Below are 17904 nucleotides of genomic sequence, written 5' to 3' on the forward strand. Positions count from 1 at the left end.
CGAAGGCGTCGTCGCGGCGTGCCTCCGTGGCACGGCTGACGACACTCCGTAGCTTCGTCGTCACCCGAGCGGGCAGGACGGCTGACCGCGACCGGAACCGACCGGATCGGGGCACGAGCTGGAGGCGATGGACCCATGGCGATCCGAGCGGACGCAGCCCCCGCCGTCGCGCGCCCGCACGACACCGACGTCGAGATGGGCGCCGCCCCCTCCCGGCTGGACCCCGCCCGGGCGCGGCAGCACCGGCTGCCCGACCCGCCCCCGCTCGAGCGGCACGGCCCCGCGCGGATCATCGCGATGTGCAACCAGAAGGGCGGTGTCGGCAAGACGACGTCGACCATCAACCTGGGTGCGGCGCTGGTCGAGTTCGGCCGTCGGGTGCTGCTCGTCGACCTCGACCCGCAGGGTGCGCTCTCGGTCGGGCTCGGCGTCCCGGCCCAGCAGCTGGAGCGCACGGTCTACAACGCGCTGATGGAGCGGCGGACCACGCTGGCCGACGTCCGGGTGCCCACCGACGTCGCCGGGCTGGACCTGGTGCCGAGCAACATCGACCTGTCGGCCGCCGAGGTGCAGCTGGTCAGCGAGGTGGCGCGGGAGCAGACGCTGATGCGCTGCCTGGACTCGGTGCGCGAGGAGTACGACTACATCCTCGTCGACTGCCAGCCCTCGCTGGGCCTGCTGACGGTCAACGCACTCACCGCCGCGCACGGCGTGATGATCCCGCTCGAGTGCGAGTTCTTCTCCCTGCGCGGCGTCGCCCTCCTCGTCGACACCATCGACAAGGTCAAGGAGCGGCTCAACCCGCAGCTGGAGATCTCCGGGATCCTGGCCACGATGTACGACTCGCGCACCGTGCACTGCCGCGAGGTGTTCAGCCGGGTGGTCGAGGCCTTCGGCGACACCGTCTTCCAGACCGTCATCCACCGCACCGTCCGCTTCCCGGAGACCACGGTCGCGGGGCAGCCGATCACCACCTGGGCTCCCACCTCGTCGGGTGCCTCGGCCTACCGCGACCTGGCCAAGGAGGTTCTCTCGCTGTGACGAGGAGGCCCGTGCTCCCCGGCGCGTCGGAGCTGTTCCGGCGCACCGACACCAAGCCCGACGAGGCGGAGGTGACCGAGCTGCCGAGCATGTCCGCGGCGACCAGTTCCCCGGCGCTGCGCGGCCGTCGTGCCGAGGCCGGGGAGCCGACCCCGGGCATGCCGCTGACCCTGGTGCCCGGCGGGGCGTCCGGCTCCGGTGCCGCGTCCGGGCCCGCGTCCGGCTCCGCCGACGCGCTGGCCGCCTTCCGCGCGCCGACGGCCCCGGCCGTCCCCACCGCGCAGCCGCTGTCCGCCCCGGGGCCGCTCAAGCGCGGCCGGCCGGCGCGCACCCGGGTGGAGCGGACCAAGCACGACGAGAAGATCACGGTCTACATCTCCGCCGACGAGCTGCTGGCCCTGGAGAGCGCGCGATTGTCGCTGCGCGCGCAGCACGGTGTGGCCGCCGATCGCGGGCGGATCGTGCGCGAGGCCGTGTCCGTGCTGCTCGCCGACCTCGCCGAGCGCGGCGAGGAGTCGGTGCTCGTCCGGCGGCTCAAGGGCTCGTAGCTCCGTCGTCCACCGGACGACACCGCGGCCAGGTGCCGTCCCGGGATGCGATGAGCCGCTGCTCCCACCTCGGTCGGGAGGCCCCCTGCCCCCGCGCCCGAGACGGGACGTTCCGCAGCGGCGGCGCCTCCCGTCCGCCCCGGCTCCTAGGCTGGCTCCGTGACCGAGGACGGGGCGGCGCGGTTCACGGTCCGGCTCACCAACTTCGAGGGCCCGTTCGACCTGCTGCTGCAGCTGATCGGCCGGCACAAGCTCGACGTCACCGAGATCGCCCTGTCGACGGTCACCGACGAGTTCATCGCCCACCTCCGCGCGCTCGGCGACGGGCTCGACCTCGACCAGGCCAGCGAGTTCCTCGTGGTGGCCGCCACCCTGCTCGACCTCAAAGCCGCGCGGCTGCTGCCCGCCGCCGACGTCGACGACGAGGACGACCTCGAGCTGCTGGAGGCCCGCGACCTGCTGTTCGCGCGGCTGCTGCAGTACCGGGCCTACAAGCAGGCGGCCGAGTTCCTGCGCGGCCGGGACGAGACGGCGGCGAGGCGCTTCCCGCGGACGGCGACCCTCGAGCCCCGCTTCGCCGACCTGGTGCCCGAGGTGGCCCTCGACCTCACGCCGGAGCAGTTCGCCGCGCTGGCCGCGCGGGCGCTGGTGCCGAAGGCGCCGCCGGTGGTCGACGTCGGCCACCTGCACGCTCCGCCGGTCAACGTCGCCGAGCAGCTGCTCGTCGTCCGCAACCACCTGGCGCGGGTGGGCACCGCGTCGTTCAGGTCGCTCACCGCCGACTGCGCGCACACGCTCGAGGTGGTGGCTCGCTTCCTGGCGCTGCTGGAGCTCTACCGTCAGCAGCGGGTGGTGTTCGAGCAGCTGACGCCGCTGGGGGAGCTGGTGGTCCGGTGGACCGGTTCGGCGCTGCCCGCCCGGGCCGGCGCGGCGGAGCCGGACCCGGACGGCGGGGGCGACGTGGACGGGATGGAGGACCACCGGTGAACGGCGAGGACCGCGGGCCCATCTCGTGGGAGTCGCTGGCCGCCGAACTCGCCGCCACCCGCGAGGAGGCGGCCGACCGGGGCGACGCCGACCCGCAGACCTGGGACGCCGTCGCGGCGGAGCTGGCCGCGCGGGTGGCCGAGCGGCCGGCCGGGGCGGAGCCGCCGCTGGTCGCCGTCCCGGTGGAGGACGACGACTCGCCGGACACCGCACCGCCCGCCGCGCCGCAGCCGGCGGCCGGCGCGGAGCCGGCCGCCGACGAACCCCTCGCCGAATTGGACCCGGTCGCGCTGCGCGGCGGCCTGGAGGCGCTGCTGTTCGTGGTCGACGACCCGGTCGACGAGGAGACGCTGGCCGCCGCGCTGCGCTGTCCGCCCGAGCAGGTGGCGGCCGGGCTGGCCGAGCTGGCCGCCGACTACGACCGCCGCCGGGCCGGGATGACGCTGCGCCGGGTGGGGGAGGAGTGGCGGCTCTACACCCGCGACGAGCACGCGGAGGTGGTCTCGCGGTACCTCGGGGAGGGGCAGCGCAGCCGGCTGAGCCAGGCCGCGCTGGAGACCCTCGCGGTGATCGCCTACCGCCAGCCGGTGACCCGGGCCCGCGTCTCCGCGATCCGCGGCGTCGGCGTGGACGGCGTCATGCGCACCTTGCTCGCCCGCGGGCTGGTGCACGAGGTCGGCAGCGACCCCGACACCGGGGGTGGCCTCTACGGGACGACGCCGCTGTTCCTCGAGCGGCTCGGGCTCACCGGGTTGGACGAGCTGCCCGACCTGGCGCCGCTGCTGCCCGACCCGTCGTCCGTGCTCGACGAGCACCCCGACGGCTGAGCACGGCCCGCGCGGCTGGCGGCCCGGGCCGCCAGTGGTGCCCATCTGCGGTGCTGTTCGAGCTCCTGCGGTGCTGCACGACCGCAGGAGCACGAAGACCACCGCAGAAGCGGGCCGAACCGGGCGCTCCGCCCGGGTGGGAGACTGGATCCGATGAACGCCGATCCGCCCACCGGGCCGCGCGACGCCTCGATCGACCTCTCCGACGAGGGGCCCACGACCGAGGGCGGCGAGGGCTGGTCGGAGCACATGGAGCTGGCGCCCGCCCATCCGGGCGACCGGCGGGAGCCCGCGCGCGAGCCGGAGCGGCAGGGCGAGCGGCTGCAGAAGGTGCTGGCGCGGGCCGGCGTGGCCTCCCGGCGGGTGTGCGAGGACATGATCGCCGCCGGGCGGATCAGCGTGAACGGCAAGCGGGTCGACGTCCAGGGCATGCGGGTCGACCCGCGCACCGACCGGATCGCCGTCGACGGCGCGCGCATCGAGATCCGCGACGACCGGGTCTCCTACGCGCTGAACAAGCCGTACGGGGTTCTCACCGCGATGAGCGACGACCGCGCCCGACCGACCATCGGCGACATGATCGGCGACCTGGCGCCCGGCCTGGTGCACGTCGGCCGCCTCGACCAGGACACCGAGGGCCTGCTGCTCGTCACCAACGACGGCGAGCTCGCCCACCGGCTGGCGCACCCCTCCTACGAGGTCCGCAAGACCTACCTCGCCCAGGTGTCGGGCTCCATCCCGCGCGACCTGCACCGGAGGCTGCGCGCGGGCGTCGAGCTCGACGACGGCCCGGTCGCCGTCGACTCGTTCCAGGTGGTCGACACCCACGCCGGGCAGTCCGTCGTCGAGGTGGTGCTGCACGAGGGGCGCAAGCACATCGTGCGGCGGCTGCTGGCCGAGGTCGGGCTGCCGGTCTCCCGGCTGACGCGCACCGCGGTCGGACCGGTGCAGCTTCAGCGCATGCGCACCGGCACCATCCGGCGGCTGACCCGCCAGGAGGTCGGCGCCCTGGAGGAGCTCGTCGGCCTCTGAACCGGTCGCGCCGCCCGACGCTGCGCCTCCGTGCCGCGGTCGGGGCGTGTCCGGCGACGGGGCGGCGGGGAAGCCGAGGACGGTGGCCGGCGCGGCGAACCTAGACTCGTACGGGCTCCCGGTCGACCGGGCGCCGGATCCCGCAGGCGCCCCGGCGTCGCGAGCGAGCGAGGAGAGTGCATGGCCGTCCGAGCCATCCGCGGCGCGACCCAGGTCGACGCCGACGACCGGGAGGAGATCCTCCGCGCCACCCGGGAGCTGGTATCGGCTGTGATCGACCGCAACGGCCTGGTCTCCGACGACCTGATCAGCATCCTGTTCACCGCCACCCCCGACCTCGTCGCCGAGTTCCCCGCGCTGGCCGCCCGCGAGCTCGGCCTCGGCGACGTCCCGCTGATGTGCGCCACCGAGATCGACGTCCCGCACGCGCTGCCGCGGGTGCTGCGGCTGATGGCGCACGTGGAGACGCCGAAGTCGCGCGCCGACATCCAGCACGTCTACCTGCGCGGTGCCGTGGCCCTCCGCCGGGACATAGCCCAGTGAGCGAGCGCCAGCGAGCGGATGCCACCGGGCCGGGTCAGAGCCCAGTGAGCGAGCGCCAGCGAGCGGATGCCGCCGGGCCGGGCCAGAGCGCAGTGAGCGACTTCCGAGGGCAGGTGACGCTCGACGGGCCGTCGGGGACCGGCAAGAGCAGCGTCGCCCGGGACGTGGCCCGCCGGCTCGACGCGGCCTACCTCGACACCGGGGCCATGTACCGGGCCGCGACTGTCGCGGTGCTCGACGCCGGCGTGGGGCTCGACGACAAGGTCGCGGTCGCCCGCGCCGTCGCCGACGCGAAGATCGAGATCGGCACGGACGCCGCCACCGAGGTGGTCACGGTCGACGGCGTGGACGTGGCCGAGCGCATCCGGGGCGCCGAGGTGACCCGCGCCGTCTCCCCGGTCTCCGCCGTCCCCGCCGTCCGCCGGCTGCTGGTCGCCCGGCAGCGCGAGTTGGTGGCCGAGGCGGACGCCGTCGTCGTGGAGGGCCGCGACATCGGCACGGTCGTGCTGCCCGACGCGACGCTGAAGATCTACCTGACCGCCGCGCCCGAGGTCCGGGCGCGGCGGCGGGCCGGTCAGCTGGGCGTCACCGACCCCGGCAAGATCGCCGCGCTCGCCTCCGACATGCGGCGTCGCGACGAGTACGACAGCCGGCGGGCCGACAGCCCGCTGCGCCCGGCGGCCGACGCCGTCGTGCTGGACAGCACCGACCTCGACCGCGAGGCCGTCGTCGACCGCGTCGTCGAGCTGGCCCGGTCGACGGTGGCGGGGCGGGCATGAGCGCGCCCGGCGGTCGCGGAGGAGCGGACACCGAGCAGGCCGGCGGCCGGGTGCTGCCGGTGGTCGCGATCGTGGGCCGGCCCAACGTGGGGAAGTCGACGCTGGTCAACCGCATCCTCGGCCGGCGGGCCGCGGTCGTGCAGGACGTGCCCGGTGTCACCCGCGACCGCATCTCCTACGAGGCGCTGTGGAACGGGCGCACCTTCCTCGTCGTCGACACGGGCGGGTGGGACCCCAAGGCCAGCGGCCTCGGGGCGTCGATCACGCGGCAGGCCGAGCACGCCATGCGGACGGCGGACGTCGTCGTGCTCGTCGTCGACAGCACCGTCGGCGCGACCGACACCGACCTGGCCGCCGCGCGGGTGCTGCGCCGCAGCGACCGGCCGGTGATCGTGGTGGCCAACAAGGTCGACGACGAGCGCAGCGAGGCCAACGCCGCCGAGCTGTGGTCGCTGGGGCTGGGTGAGCCGCAGCCGGTCAGCGCGCTCCACGGGCGGGGCAGCGGAGACCTGCTCGACCTGGTGCTGGACGCGCTGCCGGACGCGCCGCGCGAGCAGCCGGACGTGGGCGGGCCGCGGCGGGTGGCCCTGGTCGGGCGGCCGAACGTGGGCAAGTCCAGCCTGCTCAACCGGCTCGCCCGCGACGAGCGGTCCGTCGTCGACCCGGTCGCCGGCACCACCGTCGACCCGGTCGACTCGATCGTGACGCTGGGCGGCGAGGAGTGGCGGTTCGTCGACACCGCCGGGTTGCGCCGCAAGGTCGGCACCGCCAGCGGCATGGAGTACTACGCCAGCCTGCGCACCGAGGCGGCGATCCACGCCGCCGAGGTCGCCGTCGTCCTGCTCGCCGCCGACGAGGTCGTCAGCGAGCAGGACCAGCGGATCGTCAGCCAGGTCATCGAGGCCGGCCGCGCCCTAGTCATCGCCTTCAACAAGTGGGACACCCTCGACGAGGACCGGCACGCCCAGCTCGAGCGGGAGATCGAACGCGACCTGTCGCGCGTCCGGTGGGCCAGCCGGGTCAACATCTCGGCGGTGACCGGCCGCGGTGTGGGAAAGCTCGCGCAGCACCTGCGGTCCGCGCTGGCCTCCTGGGAGCACCGGGTGCCCACCGCGGAGCTGAACACCTTCATCCGTGCCGTCGTCCAGGAGCAGCCCCCGCCGGCCCGCGGGGGAAGGGCGCCGAAGATCAAGTACGTCACGCAGGCCGACGTCCGGCCGCCCCGGTTCGTCGTGTTCTCCACCGGCTTCCTGGAGGCCGGCTACCGCCGGTTCCTGGAGCGCAGGCTGCGGGAGCGGTTCGGCTTCGCCGGGACGCCGATCGAGGTGTCGGTCAAGGTCCGCGAGGGCCGGGGCAGCGACGCGGCGCGCCGCTGACGCGCGCCGGGTCAGCGACCCACGGGCCAGTGCTCCACGGCGACCTCCGCCATCGGGAAGTCACGGGGATTCCCGGTGGCGACGCGCCCACCCGCGGCGAGCGCCGCGGCGGCGACCAGGCAATCGGCCTGCGACAGAGTCGTTCCCCGCGCGGCGAAGTCGCGGCGCCACCGGCCGGCCCGCTCGCCGGCGGCGCGGTCGAGCGGGACGACGAGGAGCCCGTCGAAGAGTGCGTCCACCGCCGACGCCTCCGCGCGGCGCAGGCCGCGGACGACCTCCTCGACGTTGACCGGGCTGGTCGCGGCGACGTCGCCCTGGCGGGCCATCAACCGCAGCCGCTCGACCACCGGGCGACCACGCAGCACGTCGATGAGCACGGTCGTGTCCAACAGGACGACCGCCACGTCACCCGACCCGGTCGGGATCGCTGCGCCGCTGGCCGGCGACCCAGGCCGCGGGGTCGTCGTCCCATTCGTGGCCCTCGTCGGCCACGGTCCCGGCGGCGGAGAGCAGCGACTCCCACCGTCGCTCGTTGTCCAGCCGCTGCCGGAGGGCCTCGGTGACGTACCGGGTGCGCCCGCCCTTGCCGGCGCGCTCGTCGATCTGCCTGACGAGGTCGTCGTCGAGCACGATGTGCATGCGCATGTGCCTAAGGTAGCCCATCCTTGCTCGCGATCGAGGCCGTCGTCCTTCCCGCCCGGCCGCTCCGGGTGGATGCTCGTGCCCCGACCGCCCGGAGGCCCGGACCGATGGACCGTGACGCGTTCCTCGACCAGGTGCTCGACCGCCACCTCGCTGCCATGGACGCCTTCCACAGCGGCGACCCGGGACCGTGGCGGGAGCTGTGGGGTGACACCGAACCGGTCACCCTCTACGCGCCGGGGCGCCCGCCGGCGGTGGGCCGGGAGCAGGTGGTGACGACGTTCGCCCGCGCGGCGGCACGGCTGTCCCGGGGCAGCGATGCCCGCGTCGAGGTGCACCACGTCGAGGTCGGGGGCGACCTCGCGGTCCTGGCCGGGCTGGAGCACTCCGTCTTCTCGGCGGCGGACGGCCCGCGCCGACCGCAGACGCTGCGGGTGACGCTGGTCTACCGGCGGGAGGACGGGGTGTGGCGGCTGGTCCACCGCCACGCCGATGCCGTGCCCTAGCCGGCTGTCGGCCGCAGGCTCCGACGGTGCCAGCGGAGGGACGCCGACCCGCGGTCGGCCGGGCGCGGTGGGGTAGTCTGCTCGGGCAGCGACCGCGCGGATCACCGCCCGCGCGGCGCTCGGGCTGTAGCGCAGCTTGGTAGCGCACTTGACTGGGGGTCAAGGGGTCGCAGGTTCAAATCCTGTCAGCCCGACAGTGGAACCGCAGGTCAGCGGCGGGTCGGCCGAGAGGCCGGCCCGCCTCTCGCGTGAGTACAGCAACCGGTACAGCAACGCGGTCGCGTACAGCAACGGTCACCCTGGCGGCGCTCGGTCGAGCCGACCGGGGACCGACTCCCTCACTCGCTGCCGGGGACCTGCGTGTAGTCGGTGAGGTCCTGCAGCGTGTGGTACTCGGGTTCGCTGATGAAGTGGCACCACGGCAGCTGGGTGCGGGGGAAGCGTAGGCGGCGGGCCCCGGCCCAGGTGGCCAGCTCGACATGGCCGAGCTGGCCGGTGTAGACGGTCTCGATGGCCGGCATGAGGTCGGTGTCGGAGGAGACGACGATCGCCGCGTCGTACTCCTTGCGCAGCGCCATGGCCACCACGTCGATGGCCAGTGCGACGTCGATGCCCTTCTCCTGGGCCGGAGCGGTCGGCCAGTCGGCCGGATAGCCCAGCGGCCGGCGGATGACGGTGACCGCGCCACTGCGCTGCCAGGCGGCGGTCTGGCGGTCGTTCGCGGCCGCGGCGCGCGGCTGGTGATCCGGTGACGGACGCCCGCGGTACACGCGCACACCCTCTACCGCTGAGGGGCGGCGGCGACGACGGACGAGGAGTTGTGCCAGGCGCAGCGGGTCGACGTGCCCGTCGGCGGGGGGGCGTTGACCGGGAGGAAGAGGCGGCGGGCCCAGCCGTGCACGTTCTGGTAGTCGATGAAGACGACGACGCGGTCGCTCATCGACAGTCCTCTCGGGCTACGGCAAGAAAAATCCCCGCCAGTCCCGGAGGACGACGGGGAGGAATGACAAAACCATAACACCCCCGACACCCCTGACAGGGCCGACGTTGGGCACTCCGCGGAGGCTGCCGTGGCCGTGGCTGTCTGGTCGTTGCAGCAAGGGTCACCACCGGAGCGCCTGGTCGAGCCGATCCGCGGCCTCGCGCTGCTGCGCCGGACCGCCGTGGCTGTAGACGTCCGCGGTGATCGCGTAGGACGAGTGACCCAGGTGCTCCTGGACGACCTGTGTGCGTCCCGGCCGCCAGTAGGAAGCTCGCCGCGGAGGCCGAAGGGTGTGCAGGGTGACGCCGCGGAGGCCGGCTGGCTCCGTGAGGACCTCGAAGCGTCGCCGCAGGACGTTGCGGGGCTCTAGCGGTGTTCCGATCACGGTGGTGAAGACCAGCCCGTGCTCCTGCCAGGCTCCGGCGGACGCCCGCTGTTCCTCCAGTTGCCGGGTCCGGTGCCCCGGGGCGTCGCGATGGCCGAGCGGGGGAGTGGCACGGTTCTGCGGGACTCGTCCGTCCTGGGCTCGTCGAGCTGCAGCCCCTGGGACGTCCTGTTGAGGGTCCAGCGGACCCTCAGCAGGCCGGCGTCGGGGTCGACGTCGGACAAGTGCGGGGCCAGCGCCTGCCCTCGGCGCAGCCCGCTGGCGGGCATCAACCGGAACCCGGAACTAGGCGTCCAGCCGGTCGCCCCGGATCGACTCGAGGAGCGCCTGCCCTTGCCTGCGGTCAGGTGCGGCGCGTCCCTGCGCTCGCCGCCGCCGCCGCACCGCCGCAGCAGTCGAGGAGACTCCTGTGGACGCTCCCGTCGCGGTGACTTGCAAGATAACTTGTGAGCCGTCGACGATGTGGTGATCGCTCCCCAGCGCGCTCAAGCGCGGGTACAGCGAGGAGGACATCCGCCACGCACTGCGCAACGCCATCGACGTGTTCCCCGACCAGGGCGACCACCACCTGACCGTGGCGGTCGGCCCAGACACCACCGGGGCAAAGCCTGGAAGTGGGCTACGACCGCGATGAGGAAGGCCGCAATGTCGTCGTCCACGTCATGGAGCGCCGCGGCAAGTACGACCGCAATCGAGCGAGAACGAGGTGATGCAGATGCCCCGCAGCTATGACGAGATCGTCGCCCTCTCCGAGGAGATGGCCCGCTCCCTGGAGGAGGACCGCAGCGATCCGTCCGTCCCGCCGGCCGAGTCGGCTCTGCGGGCGGCCGCGCTGCGCCGCTCGCTGGCCGAGAGCGACCTCGGCCAGGCCGTGGTCGCGGCCCGGGCAGCGGGCGTGTCCTGGGACCGGATCGGAGATGCTGTCGGCACCTCCGGTGAGGCGGCGCGGCAGAAGTACGGGCGCCTGACGGCCGGCGTGCGCGAGGTCCGACCGGCGTAGCACAGGGGCGCGGAGTCTGCGGCACCGCACGGTGGCTCCGGTGCCGCGCCCGCCGTCCGACCGGCCCGCCGTCCGACCAGCTCGCCGGTCGGACGGCGGGTGCGGTCAGCCGGCGGGATCGCGTGAACTCGCACGCTCTGCGGCCCGGCGGCGGGGATCACCTTCGACGGCTCGTCGGGGGAGCTGCTGGCGCTGACCGGCGGCAAGGCCCGCGCGATCGCCGCGGCCTGGGAGGCTGGTCTGCGGGTGCTCGCCTCGACCGAGCCGAGCGCCGACCTCGACACCGTGCTCGCCGCGGTGGAGCAGCTGCCGACACGCTGGTGTGGCGGCCGCCGCACGTCGTATTGTTCGTCCGTGGCGATCGGGCAGATTTCCAGCGGGCCCGCCGGTTCCTGACTCTCGGTCGGCGGGTCCGAGGCGTGCCGTCGAGAGCATCCCGCCGACCTCGAGCCGCCTGGGCTCGTCGAGGAAGCCATGCCGCCCCTTCCGCTGTCACCCGTCAAGCTGTACGTCACCGTCGAGGACCTGCCGTGCGTCCAGCGGGTGCTCACCCTGCTGACCGGCCGCGCGTACCGGATCACCCGCTTCGAGGCCGAGGAGGCCGGCGCCGGGCGCTGGCGCTTGACCATCGACACCATGGTCGACGTCGACGGCGCCGGGCTGCTGGAGGCGCGGCTGCTGCGCCTGCCGAGCGTGCTCACCGTGGACCTCTGCCGAGGCGCGCTTCTCGCCGTCGCCGGCTGACCGCTGGGGATCGAGCCGGTGCCGGCGCATGGGAACAGTCTTCTTCCCAGCCCTTGCGGGCCGGCCAGACTCATCGGCGTGGTCACCGTCGCCCCGCAGGGCCCGCCGAACCGCCTCGTCGTCATCCGGGGTGACGGCCCGGTCTGCTGATCAGGCGCCGCCCGGAGGGTGAGGACGGTGTCCGACCTCTGCTGAGCGTGGCGACGCGCCATGGCCGCGTCCAGCTCCTCAGATGCGCCTTCGCGTCGGCGGGGGACATGGACGTCACGGTCAGGAGCACGAAGACTTGCTGCGGTCCTGCGCGCCGTGGCCGTCCGGCCACCACATGCGCCGAGACGGCCGACCCCAGCGATCGTGCCCTGGCGTCACGAGCGCTGGTACGTGCGTGCCACATCCGTGAAGACGCGGACCATCGCGGCCTCGGCCGGGGCGGGGACGCGCTCCTGCCGGCGGGCGAGCAGGATGCGCCGGGCAGGCGCCGTGCTCCCCAGTGAGATGACGCGGACGTCGGGGTGCGGGTTCGTGACGGCGGTTCGTGGAGCGAGTGCGATGCCGAGCCCGACGCTGACCATGGCCTGGGCCTCCTGGTAGTCGTTGGCGTGGAAGGCGATCCGGGGGCGGAAGCCGGCGGCGCGGCAGCTGCGGTCGAGCACTTCGGCGACCGGGTGATCGGGTTCGCGGACGACCCACTCCTCGGCGGCGAGGTCGGTCATGTCGACTCGCTCACGGTCGGCGAGCGGGTGGTCGGCGGAGACGACGAGCATCGTGGGGTCGTCGAGCAGGTGGGTGAGCGCGTAGGACCCGGGGTCGACGCGGTTCCACGCGTAGTCCCACAGCAGGGACATGTCGGCCTCGCCGGCGTCGAGCATCTCCGTGAGACGGTCCAGCCGCGCTGAGCGCACGGTCAGCCTGACGCCGGGGTGGGCGGACCGGAACTGACTGACGGCGAGAGCCAACAGAGAGCCGCCGACGGTCGGGAAGGTGCCGACGGTCAGCCGGCCGCGGCGTAGTCCGGCGACCTGGGCGAGGTCGGCTTCCGCCGCGGCGAGTTGCCGGGCGACCCGGCGTGCGTGGTCGGCCAGCACCAGCCCCGCCTCGGTCGGCACGATGCCGCGAGGCTGCCGCTGCAGGAGGGGTTGGCCCACCTCCTTCTCGAGCCGGCTCAGCTGCTGGGACACCGCCGAGGTGGTGTAGCTCAGGGTTTGGGCTGCGGCGGTCATCGAGCCGCTGTCGATGACCGCCGCGAGCAGCACCAACCGGCGGACGTCCAGCACATCGGCTCCCAGGGTTAAGGGTTCCTAAAAGGGATTGAACACTTCCGTGATTGTGCTACATGGGTGGCCGCCCGCACAGTCGTCCTCGAGCGGCTCCCCGAACTGAGGAGCCTCCCGGCCCCGGACGACGGCATTCCGTCCGGGGCCGGCCATTCCGCACCGTGAGGAGATGGCGTGCGCGAGCTTGCGGCGACATGGATGCGTGGAGGCACCAGCAAGTGCTGGGTCTTCGACCGTGCCGACCTGGACAACCTCGGCCTGGACCCGGCCGCGGTGCTTCTGCGGGCCTTCGGCAGCCCCGACCCGCGACAGGTCGACGGCGTCGGGGGAGCGACCTCGACGACGAGCAAGGCGGTCATCCTCGCGCCCGCGGGCACCGAGGACGCCGACGTCGACTACACCTTCGCCCAGGTCGGGATCGACGAGCCGGTGGTCGACTGGGGCAGCAACTGCGGCAACTGTTCGGCGGTCGCCGGCCTCTATGCGCTGCGGCGTCGCTGGGTCCAGCCGACCGGCGAGCTGACGACCGTGCGGGTCCGCAACACCAACACCGGTCAGCTCATCGTCCAGCAGGTGCCCACCCCGGGCGGCGTCGTCGAGGAGGACGGCACCGAGCACATCCCGGGTGTGCCCTTCCCGGGAGTCGGGGTGCGGATGTGGTTCCGCGACCCGGCCGGGCGGACCACGGGGTCGTTGCTGCCCACCGGGTCGCCCAGGGAAGAACTGGCCTTCGACGGACGTCTCGTCCCGGCAACCCTGATCGACGCCGGCGCGCCGGTGGTCGTCCTGGACGCCGCGACCGTCGGGCTGGCCGGGTCCGAGAGCCCGGCCGAGATCACCGCACGGGCCGGTCTGCTGGCCGCACTGGACGGGGTTCGGCGGCAGGCGGCCGTGCGCATGGGCCTGGCGGTCGACGAGGTCTCGGCGGAGCGGGCCGTGCCGAAGCTGGCCGTGGTCGGCCCCGCGCCCACGACCGGTGAGGCCGATCTGACCGTACGGATGCTGTCCATGGGGCAGGTCCATCCGGCCCTGGCCATCACCGGCAGCGTCGCGCTGACGATGGCCGCGGCCACCCCGGGCACCCTCGTGGCCGACCGTGTCGTGGCCGCCATCGCCGGCCGGCTGCGGCTGGCCACTCCTTCGGGAGTGGTCGCCACGCACACCGGCGAGATGGACGGCGCACCGGCGGTCGCGGTCACGCGCACCGCCCGACGCATCGCCGACGCCGTGCTGGCGCTGCCCGACGACGCCCTGCCGCTGCGGGGGCCCGCATCCCGGCGGAACTCCTTCCCGGCTGCTTCATCGCGAGCCGACGGTCGAGCATGGTCGGCGTGGGTGGAGCCGGCTCTCCCAGCCGCTCCCGTGCAGACGGAGGTGCACCGATGAGCACCCAGACCCCTGAGCGGGAAGCAGTCGCTGCTGCCCCCACCCCGGGCTGCTCGAAGCAGGCGGCCCTGATGATCATGAGCCTGTTCGTGGTGCTGGCCGTGGCCGCGACCACCCTGGGCTCGGACCTGCTGCGCAGGGCCGCGGCAACGACCGACGGCGACTTCGCGGGGGAGACCCTGGAGGTGCTCATCCCGCTGGCCGAGGGCGGTGGGACCGACACCTGGGCCCGCTACGTCGGCACCGAGCTCAGCCACGTGGTGCCCGGGCAGCCAGGCTTCGCCCCGGTCAACGAGCCCGGCGGGGAGGGCATCGCAGGAACCAACGCCTTCGTCGCCGAGGCCCGGGCCGACGGCACGGAGATCCTCGTGTCCACGGCCAGCAGCGTCGTCCCGTGGGTGTTGGGCCGCAGCGAGGTGCAGTACGACTTCGATCAGCTGACCCCGATCCTGGCCAACGGCAGCGGCGGGGTCATCTACGCACGGACTGCCGCCGGCGTGTCCTCCGTCGAGGACCTGGTGAACCGGGACACCCCGCTGCGCTTCGGCGGCATCAGCGCCACCGGGCTGGACCTCACGACCCTCGTGGCCTTCGACCTGCTCGGTGCCGACGTCGAGTCCATCTTCGGCTTCGAAGGCCGAGGGCCGGTCAACCTGGCGCTCCAGCGCGGCGAGGTGGATCTGGACTACCAGACCACGTCGGCGTACGGGCCCGCCGTCGCACCTCTGGTCTTGTCCGGCACCGCCGTCCCCTTGATGTCCATGGGCCAGGTCGACGTGGCCGGCAAGATCGTCCGGGACCCCAACTTCCCGGACCTGCCCACCGTCGTCGAGGTCTACGAGCAGCTGTACGGCGAGGCTCCCGGCGGGCCCGCCCTCGAGGCATACCGCTCGCTCCTGGCGCTGACCTACACCTGGCAGAAGGCCATGTGGGTGCCGGAGAAGACCCCCGACGCGGCGGTCCAGACCCTGCGCACCTCGGCTCACGAGATGGCCGAGGACCCCGAGTTCACCGACGCCGCCGCCGAGGTGCTGGGCGGCTACCCGATCATCGCCGACGACGACCTTCCCGCGCTCGTGCACGACGCCTACACCGTCGAGCCCGACGTCCGCGACTACGTCGTCGAGCTGCTGGCCTCCGACCACGACGTCCAGCTGGACTGAGGAGCTCTCCGTGCTCGACTCCGCACTCGCCGCCCTGGCCTCGCTCACCCAACCGTCCCTGCTGCTCATGCTGGCCGTCGGCGTGGTCGCCGGTCTGGTCATCGGCCTGATCCCCGGCCTGGGCGGCACCGGCGCCGTCGCCATCCTGCTCCCGGTCACCTTCGGCATGGAGGCCGAGCAGGCGCTCGCGCTGCTCATCGGGGCGCTGGCCGTGGTGCACACCTCCGACACCGTCGCCGCGGTGCTGCTGGGGGCACCCGGCTCGGCGTCGGCCAGCGTCACCATGCTCGACGGCTACGCGATGGCCAAACAGGGCCGGGCCGCACGGGCGCTGTCCCTGGCGTTCCTGTCCTCCATGGCCGGCGGGATCATCGGCGCCGTCGGCCTCACCCTGGCCATCCCGCTGGCCCGGCCGCTGGTGCTCTCCTTCGGCGCTCCGGAGCTGTTCATGCTCACGGTGCTCGGTGTCTCACTGGCAGCGGTGCTGTCACGGGGCAACGTGGCCAAGGGCCTGGTCGCCGGTTGCCTCGGCCTGCTGCTGGGTCTGGTCGGCATCGCACCCTCCACGGCGGAGTACCGGTTCACCGGCGGCAGCCTGTTCCTCGCCGACGGGCTGTCCCTCGTCGCCGTCGCGCTCGGTGTGTTCGGTCTGGCCGAGATCGCCTCGCGGGTCGGGCAGCGGCAGCAGCCCGGTGAGGAGATCGCCCTGGGCCACGGCTGGCTGGCCGGCGTCCGGGAGTGGCTGGGCCACTGGACGCAGGTCATCCGCGGCGCACTCATCGGCATCTGGGCCGGCGTGCTGCCCGGCGTCGGCGCCACGGCCGGCACCTGGCTGGCCTACGGGCAGAGCGTGGCCACGGCCAAGGACAAGAGCAAGTTCGGCAAGGGCGACCCTCGCGGGATCATCGGCCCGGAGAGCGCGAACAACTCGGTGGAGGCCGGTGACCTCATCCCCACGTTGCTGTTCGGCATCCCCGGCGGGGTGCCCGCAGCGATGCTCCTCGGCACCCTGCTGACCTACGGCATACAGCCCGGCCCGGCCATCGTCACCGACCACCTCGACCTCATGTACCTGATCGTGTGGGCGTTCGCGATCGCCAGCGTCGTCGGCGCCGCGCTGTGCTTCCTGGTGACCAAGCCGCTGGCCCGCATCACCAAGGTGCCTTTCGCCGTCCTCGGCCCCGGCCTGGTGGTCGTGATGCTGCTCGGCGCGTTCCAGGAGAGCGGTCAGCTCGGCGACCTGTGGGTCATGATCGCGCTCGGCTTGCTCGGCTGGCTGCTCAAGGACACCGGGTTCCCGCGGGCGCCGTTCCTCATCGGCTTCGTCCTGGCCATCCCTCTGGAGCGCTACTACTTCCTCACCGACGCCGTGTACGACGGCGCCGAGTGGCTGGCGCGCCCCTGGGTGATCGTCTTCCTGGTCGTGCTGATCGCACCGGCTGTCTTCGCGCTGATCCGCTACCTGCGTCGGCGCCGGGGCACCGACACCGACGACCGGACGGTCGAGCCGGCCGGCGACGACGAGGGCGAGCTGTCCGGCTCGGTGTGGTCATTGCTGACTGCCGCGGGGATGCTTGTGGTCTTCGTGACCGCCTTCGTGGTGGCCGGCGGCTACAGCCCGGACGCCCGCCTCGTGCCGAGGCTGATCACGGGCGTCGGCGCGCTCGCCGCGCTGGTGCTGCTGATCCTGGAGATCCGCCGGTTGCGGTCGGTGTCGACCAGCCCGGTTCCGGGGGAGCAACCCGCACGCCGGCGGTTCCCCGGCGTCGCCGTGGCCGCCCGCACCTTCGTCTGGATGGCGGCCTTCCTGGGCCTGGTCGCCCTGGGTGGCTACGTCGCCGCAGCCCTGGTGTTCGTCCCTGCCTTCCTGCTCTACGTCGCCCGGGCCCGCACCCGGACGGTGCTCGTCTACGGACTGGTCACCGCCGCCCTGCTGGTCCTGGCCCCCATCCTGCTGCCCGTCGAACTACCCCTGGGAGCTCTGATGACCCGGTGACCGTCCTGACCACCGTGGCGAATGCCGTCGAAGCAGCCGCCGTCCTCCCGGCAGCCGCCGCCGAGGCGGCCCGCCGCAACAGCGACCTGCACGTCCTGAATCTCACCAGCGGGAGGGACACGCAGGCCCTGACCGCGGCACTGGACGCAGCTCGTGCAGAATTGGGTCCGGACGGGCGAGCAGTCGTCGTGACCGAGCCGTCCATCCCCGACCACGCGTCAGCGGCCCTCGTCGCGGCCGACGAGACCCGCGCCGAGGTCCTCGTGATCGGAGTCCGACGGCGCAGCCCGGTCGGCAAGCTGGTGATGGGCTCGGTCGCCCAGACCATCCTGCTCGACGCCGACTGCCCCGTCCTGGCCGTGCGGGTCTGACCACCACACCGGCAGCGTGAGCAGAAGGGCCGCGGCCCGGCCACCCGCGGTGGCCGGGCCGCGGCAGTCCTCAGCATGCTCTGTCGACCAGGTCCGAGGAGGCCGACGAGATGCCCACCCCCGGCGAGCCTGCGGGCGCCACGCCCGGCGGAGACCGGGACGACGACCGCCGCCGGCCGTCGATGACGATCCCGATGACGCCGGACACGTCCTACTCGACGTGCAACGGCCACGGCGGTCCGCTGCCGAAGTACCTGGACCAGGTGGCCTGCACACGTGACCCGCTGGGCGCGGAGTTGCGCAGTCACGCTGTCGGTGGGCC

At 73.5% G+C, this 17904-nt stretch carries 21 protein-coding genes and 1 tRNA gene; 17 read left to right on the forward strand and 5 right to left on the reverse strand.

The genetic code is table 11. The features are described 5' to 3' along the window. Positions 1-135 precede the first annotated feature (135 nt). The 8 genes from OF117_RS06560 to der all read left to right on the forward strand — a co-directional run bounded on the left by OF117_RS06560 (position 136) and on the right by der (position 7133). On the forward strand, positions 136-1041 hold the full coding sequence (locus tag OF117_RS06560) for a ParA family protein (protein ID WP_263552014.1): 906 nt from the start codon (positions 136-138) through the stop codon (positions 1039-1041). Further along, positions 1038-1589, forward strand: a complete 552-nt coding sequence (locus tag OF117_RS06565; protein WP_263552015.1) for a hypothetical protein — start codon at positions 1038-1040, stop codon at positions 1587-1589. The genes OF117_RS06560 and OF117_RS06565 overlap by 4 nt, the downstream gene beginning before the upstream one ends. Before the next feature lie 159 nt (positions 1590-1748). Beyond that, complete coding sequence (locus OF117_RS06570; protein WP_263552016.1) at positions 1749-2576, forward strand: segregation and condensation protein A; 828 nt, start codon at positions 1749-1751, stop codon at positions 2574-2576. After that, positions 2573-3403 (forward strand): SMC-Scp complex subunit ScpB, encoded by an 831-nt coding sequence (scpB, locus tag OF117_RS06575; RefSeq protein WP_263552017.1) that lies wholly within the window; start codon positions 2573-2575, stop codon positions 3401-3403. The genes OF117_RS06570 and scpB overlap by 4 nt, the downstream gene beginning before the upstream one ends. A 249-nt stretch (positions 3404-3652) precedes the next feature. Beyond that, a complete protein-coding gene (locus OF117_RS06580) occupies positions 3653-4435 on the forward strand; it encodes a pseudouridine synthase (protein WP_411969431.1) in 783 nt (260 codons plus the stop codon). A 180-nt stretch (positions 4436-4615) separates the two neighbouring features. Further along, complete coding sequence (gene aroH / locus OF117_RS06585; RefSeq protein ID WP_263552019.1) at positions 4616-4978, forward strand: chorismate mutase; 363 nt, start codon at positions 4616-4618, stop codon at positions 4976-4978. 92 nt (positions 4979-5070) lie between these two features. After that, on the forward strand, positions 5071-5757 hold the full coding sequence (gene cmk, locus OF117_RS06590; protein ID WP_263552020.1) for a (d)CMP kinase: 687 nt from the start codon (positions 5071-5073) through the stop codon (positions 5755-5757). After that, positions 5754-7133 (forward strand): ribosome biogenesis GTPase Der, encoded by a 1380-nt coding sequence (gene der / locus OF117_RS06595; protein WP_263552021.1) that lies wholly within the window; start codon positions 5754-5756, stop codon positions 7131-7133. The genes cmk and der overlap by 4 nt, the downstream gene beginning before the upstream one ends. An 11-nt stretch (positions 7134-7144) precedes the next feature. Here the strand turns inward: der and OF117_RS06600 are convergent, their stop codons facing one another. Both OF117_RS06600 and OF117_RS06605 read right to left on the reverse strand, forming a co-directional pair. Beyond that, positions 7145-7537, reverse strand: coding sequence for a PIN domain-containing protein (locus OF117_RS06600; protein WP_263552022.1), 393 nt, complete (start codon positions 7535-7537; stop codon positions 7145-7147). Between the two features lies 1 nt (position 7538). Further along, positions 7539-7778, reverse strand: coding sequence for a ribbon-helix-helix domain-containing protein (locus OF117_RS06605; RefSeq protein ID WP_263552023.1), 240 nt, complete (start codon positions 7776-7778; stop codon positions 7539-7541). Positions 7779-7882: 104 nt separating this feature from the next. Here OF117_RS06605 and OF117_RS06610 point away from each other — a divergent pair, with 104 nt between their 5' ends. After that, complete coding sequence (locus tag OF117_RS06610; RefSeq protein ID WP_263552024.1) at positions 7883-8281, forward strand: YybH family protein; 399 nt, start codon at positions 7883-7885, stop codon at positions 8279-8281. 120 nt (positions 8282-8401) lie between these two features. After that, positions 8402-8475, forward strand: a tRNA-Pro gene (locus OF117_RS06615). A gap of 144 nt (positions 8476-8619) precedes the next feature. Here OF117_RS06615 and OF117_RS06620 read toward each other — a convergent pair. Both OF117_RS06620 and OF117_RS06625 read right to left on the reverse strand, forming a co-directional pair. After that, positions 8620-9051 carry an NYN domain-containing protein gene (locus OF117_RS06620; RefSeq protein WP_411969425.1) on the reverse strand — a complete coding sequence of 144 codons (432 nt, stop codon included), beginning with the start codon at positions 9049-9051 and terminating at the stop codon, positions 8620-8622. 11 nt (positions 9052-9062) lie between these two features. Beyond that, positions 9063-9221, reverse strand: coding sequence for a hypothetical protein (locus OF117_RS06625; protein ID WP_263552025.1), 159 nt, complete (start codon positions 9219-9221; stop codon positions 9063-9065). 1142 nt (positions 9222-10363) lie between these two features. Here OF117_RS06625 and OF117_RS06630 point away from each other — a divergent pair. The 3 genes from OF117_RS06630 to OF117_RS06640 all read left to right on the forward strand — a co-directional run bounded on the left by OF117_RS06630 (position 10364) and on the right by OF117_RS06640 (position 11392). Continuing rightward, positions 10364-10648 carry a hypothetical protein gene (locus tag OF117_RS06630; protein ID WP_263552026.1) on the forward strand — a complete coding sequence of 95 codons (285 nt, stop codon included), beginning with the start codon at positions 10364-10366 and terminating at the stop codon, positions 10646-10648. Between the two features lie 246 nt (positions 10649-10894). Beyond that, positions 10895-11044, forward strand: coding sequence for a hypothetical protein (locus tag OF117_RS06635; protein WP_263552027.1), 150 nt, complete (start codon positions 10895-10897; stop codon positions 11042-11044). 78 nt (positions 11045-11122) lie between these two features. Then, positions 11123-11392 carry a hypothetical protein gene (locus OF117_RS06640; protein ID WP_263552028.1) on the forward strand — a complete coding sequence of 90 codons (270 nt, stop codon included), beginning with the start codon at positions 11123-11125 and terminating at the stop codon, positions 11390-11392. Positions 11393-11757: 365 nt separating this feature from the next. Here the strand turns inward: OF117_RS06640 and OF117_RS06645 are convergent, their stop codons facing one another. After that, positions 11758-12666, reverse strand: coding sequence for a LysR family transcriptional regulator (locus OF117_RS06645; RefSeq protein WP_263552029.1), 909 nt, complete (start codon positions 12664-12666; stop codon positions 11758-11760). Positions 12667-12840: 174 nt separating this feature from the next. Between OF117_RS06645 and OF117_RS06650 the strand changes: the two genes are divergently transcribed. Genes OF117_RS06650 through OF117_RS06665 form a run of 4 tightly spaced genes read left to right on the forward strand, consistent with a single transcriptional unit; the run spans position 12841 to position 17582 of the window. Next, positions 12841-14052 (forward strand): PrpF domain-containing protein, encoded by a 1212-nt coding sequence (locus tag OF117_RS06650; protein WP_263552030.1) that lies wholly within the window; start codon positions 12841-12843, stop codon positions 14050-14052. Then, complete coding sequence (locus OF117_RS06655) at positions 14049-15215, forward strand: Bug family tripartite tricarboxylate transporter substrate binding protein (RefSeq protein WP_263552031.1); 1167 nt, start codon at positions 14049-14051, stop codon at positions 15213-15215. The genes OF117_RS06650 and OF117_RS06655 overlap by 4 nt, the downstream gene beginning before the upstream one ends. A 10-nt stretch (positions 15216-15225) precedes the next feature. After that, a complete protein-coding gene (locus OF117_RS06660) occupies positions 15226-17211 on the forward strand; it encodes a tripartite tricarboxylate transporter permease (protein ID WP_263552032.1) in 1986 nt (661 codons plus the stop codon). Further along, positions 17208-17582: a universal stress protein gene (locus OF117_RS06665; RefSeq protein ID WP_263552033.1), complete on the forward strand. Its 375-nt coding sequence runs from the start codon at positions 17208-17210 to the stop codon at positions 17580-17582. The genes OF117_RS06660 and OF117_RS06665 overlap by 4 nt, the downstream gene beginning before the upstream one ends. The last annotated feature ends 322 nt before the right edge of the window (positions 17583-17904 follow it).

The organism is Geodermatophilus sp. YIM 151500, from assembly GCF_025716945.1.
Taxonomy (GTDB): Bacteria; Actinomycetota; Actinomycetes; order Mycobacteriales; family Geodermatophilaceae; genus YIM-151500.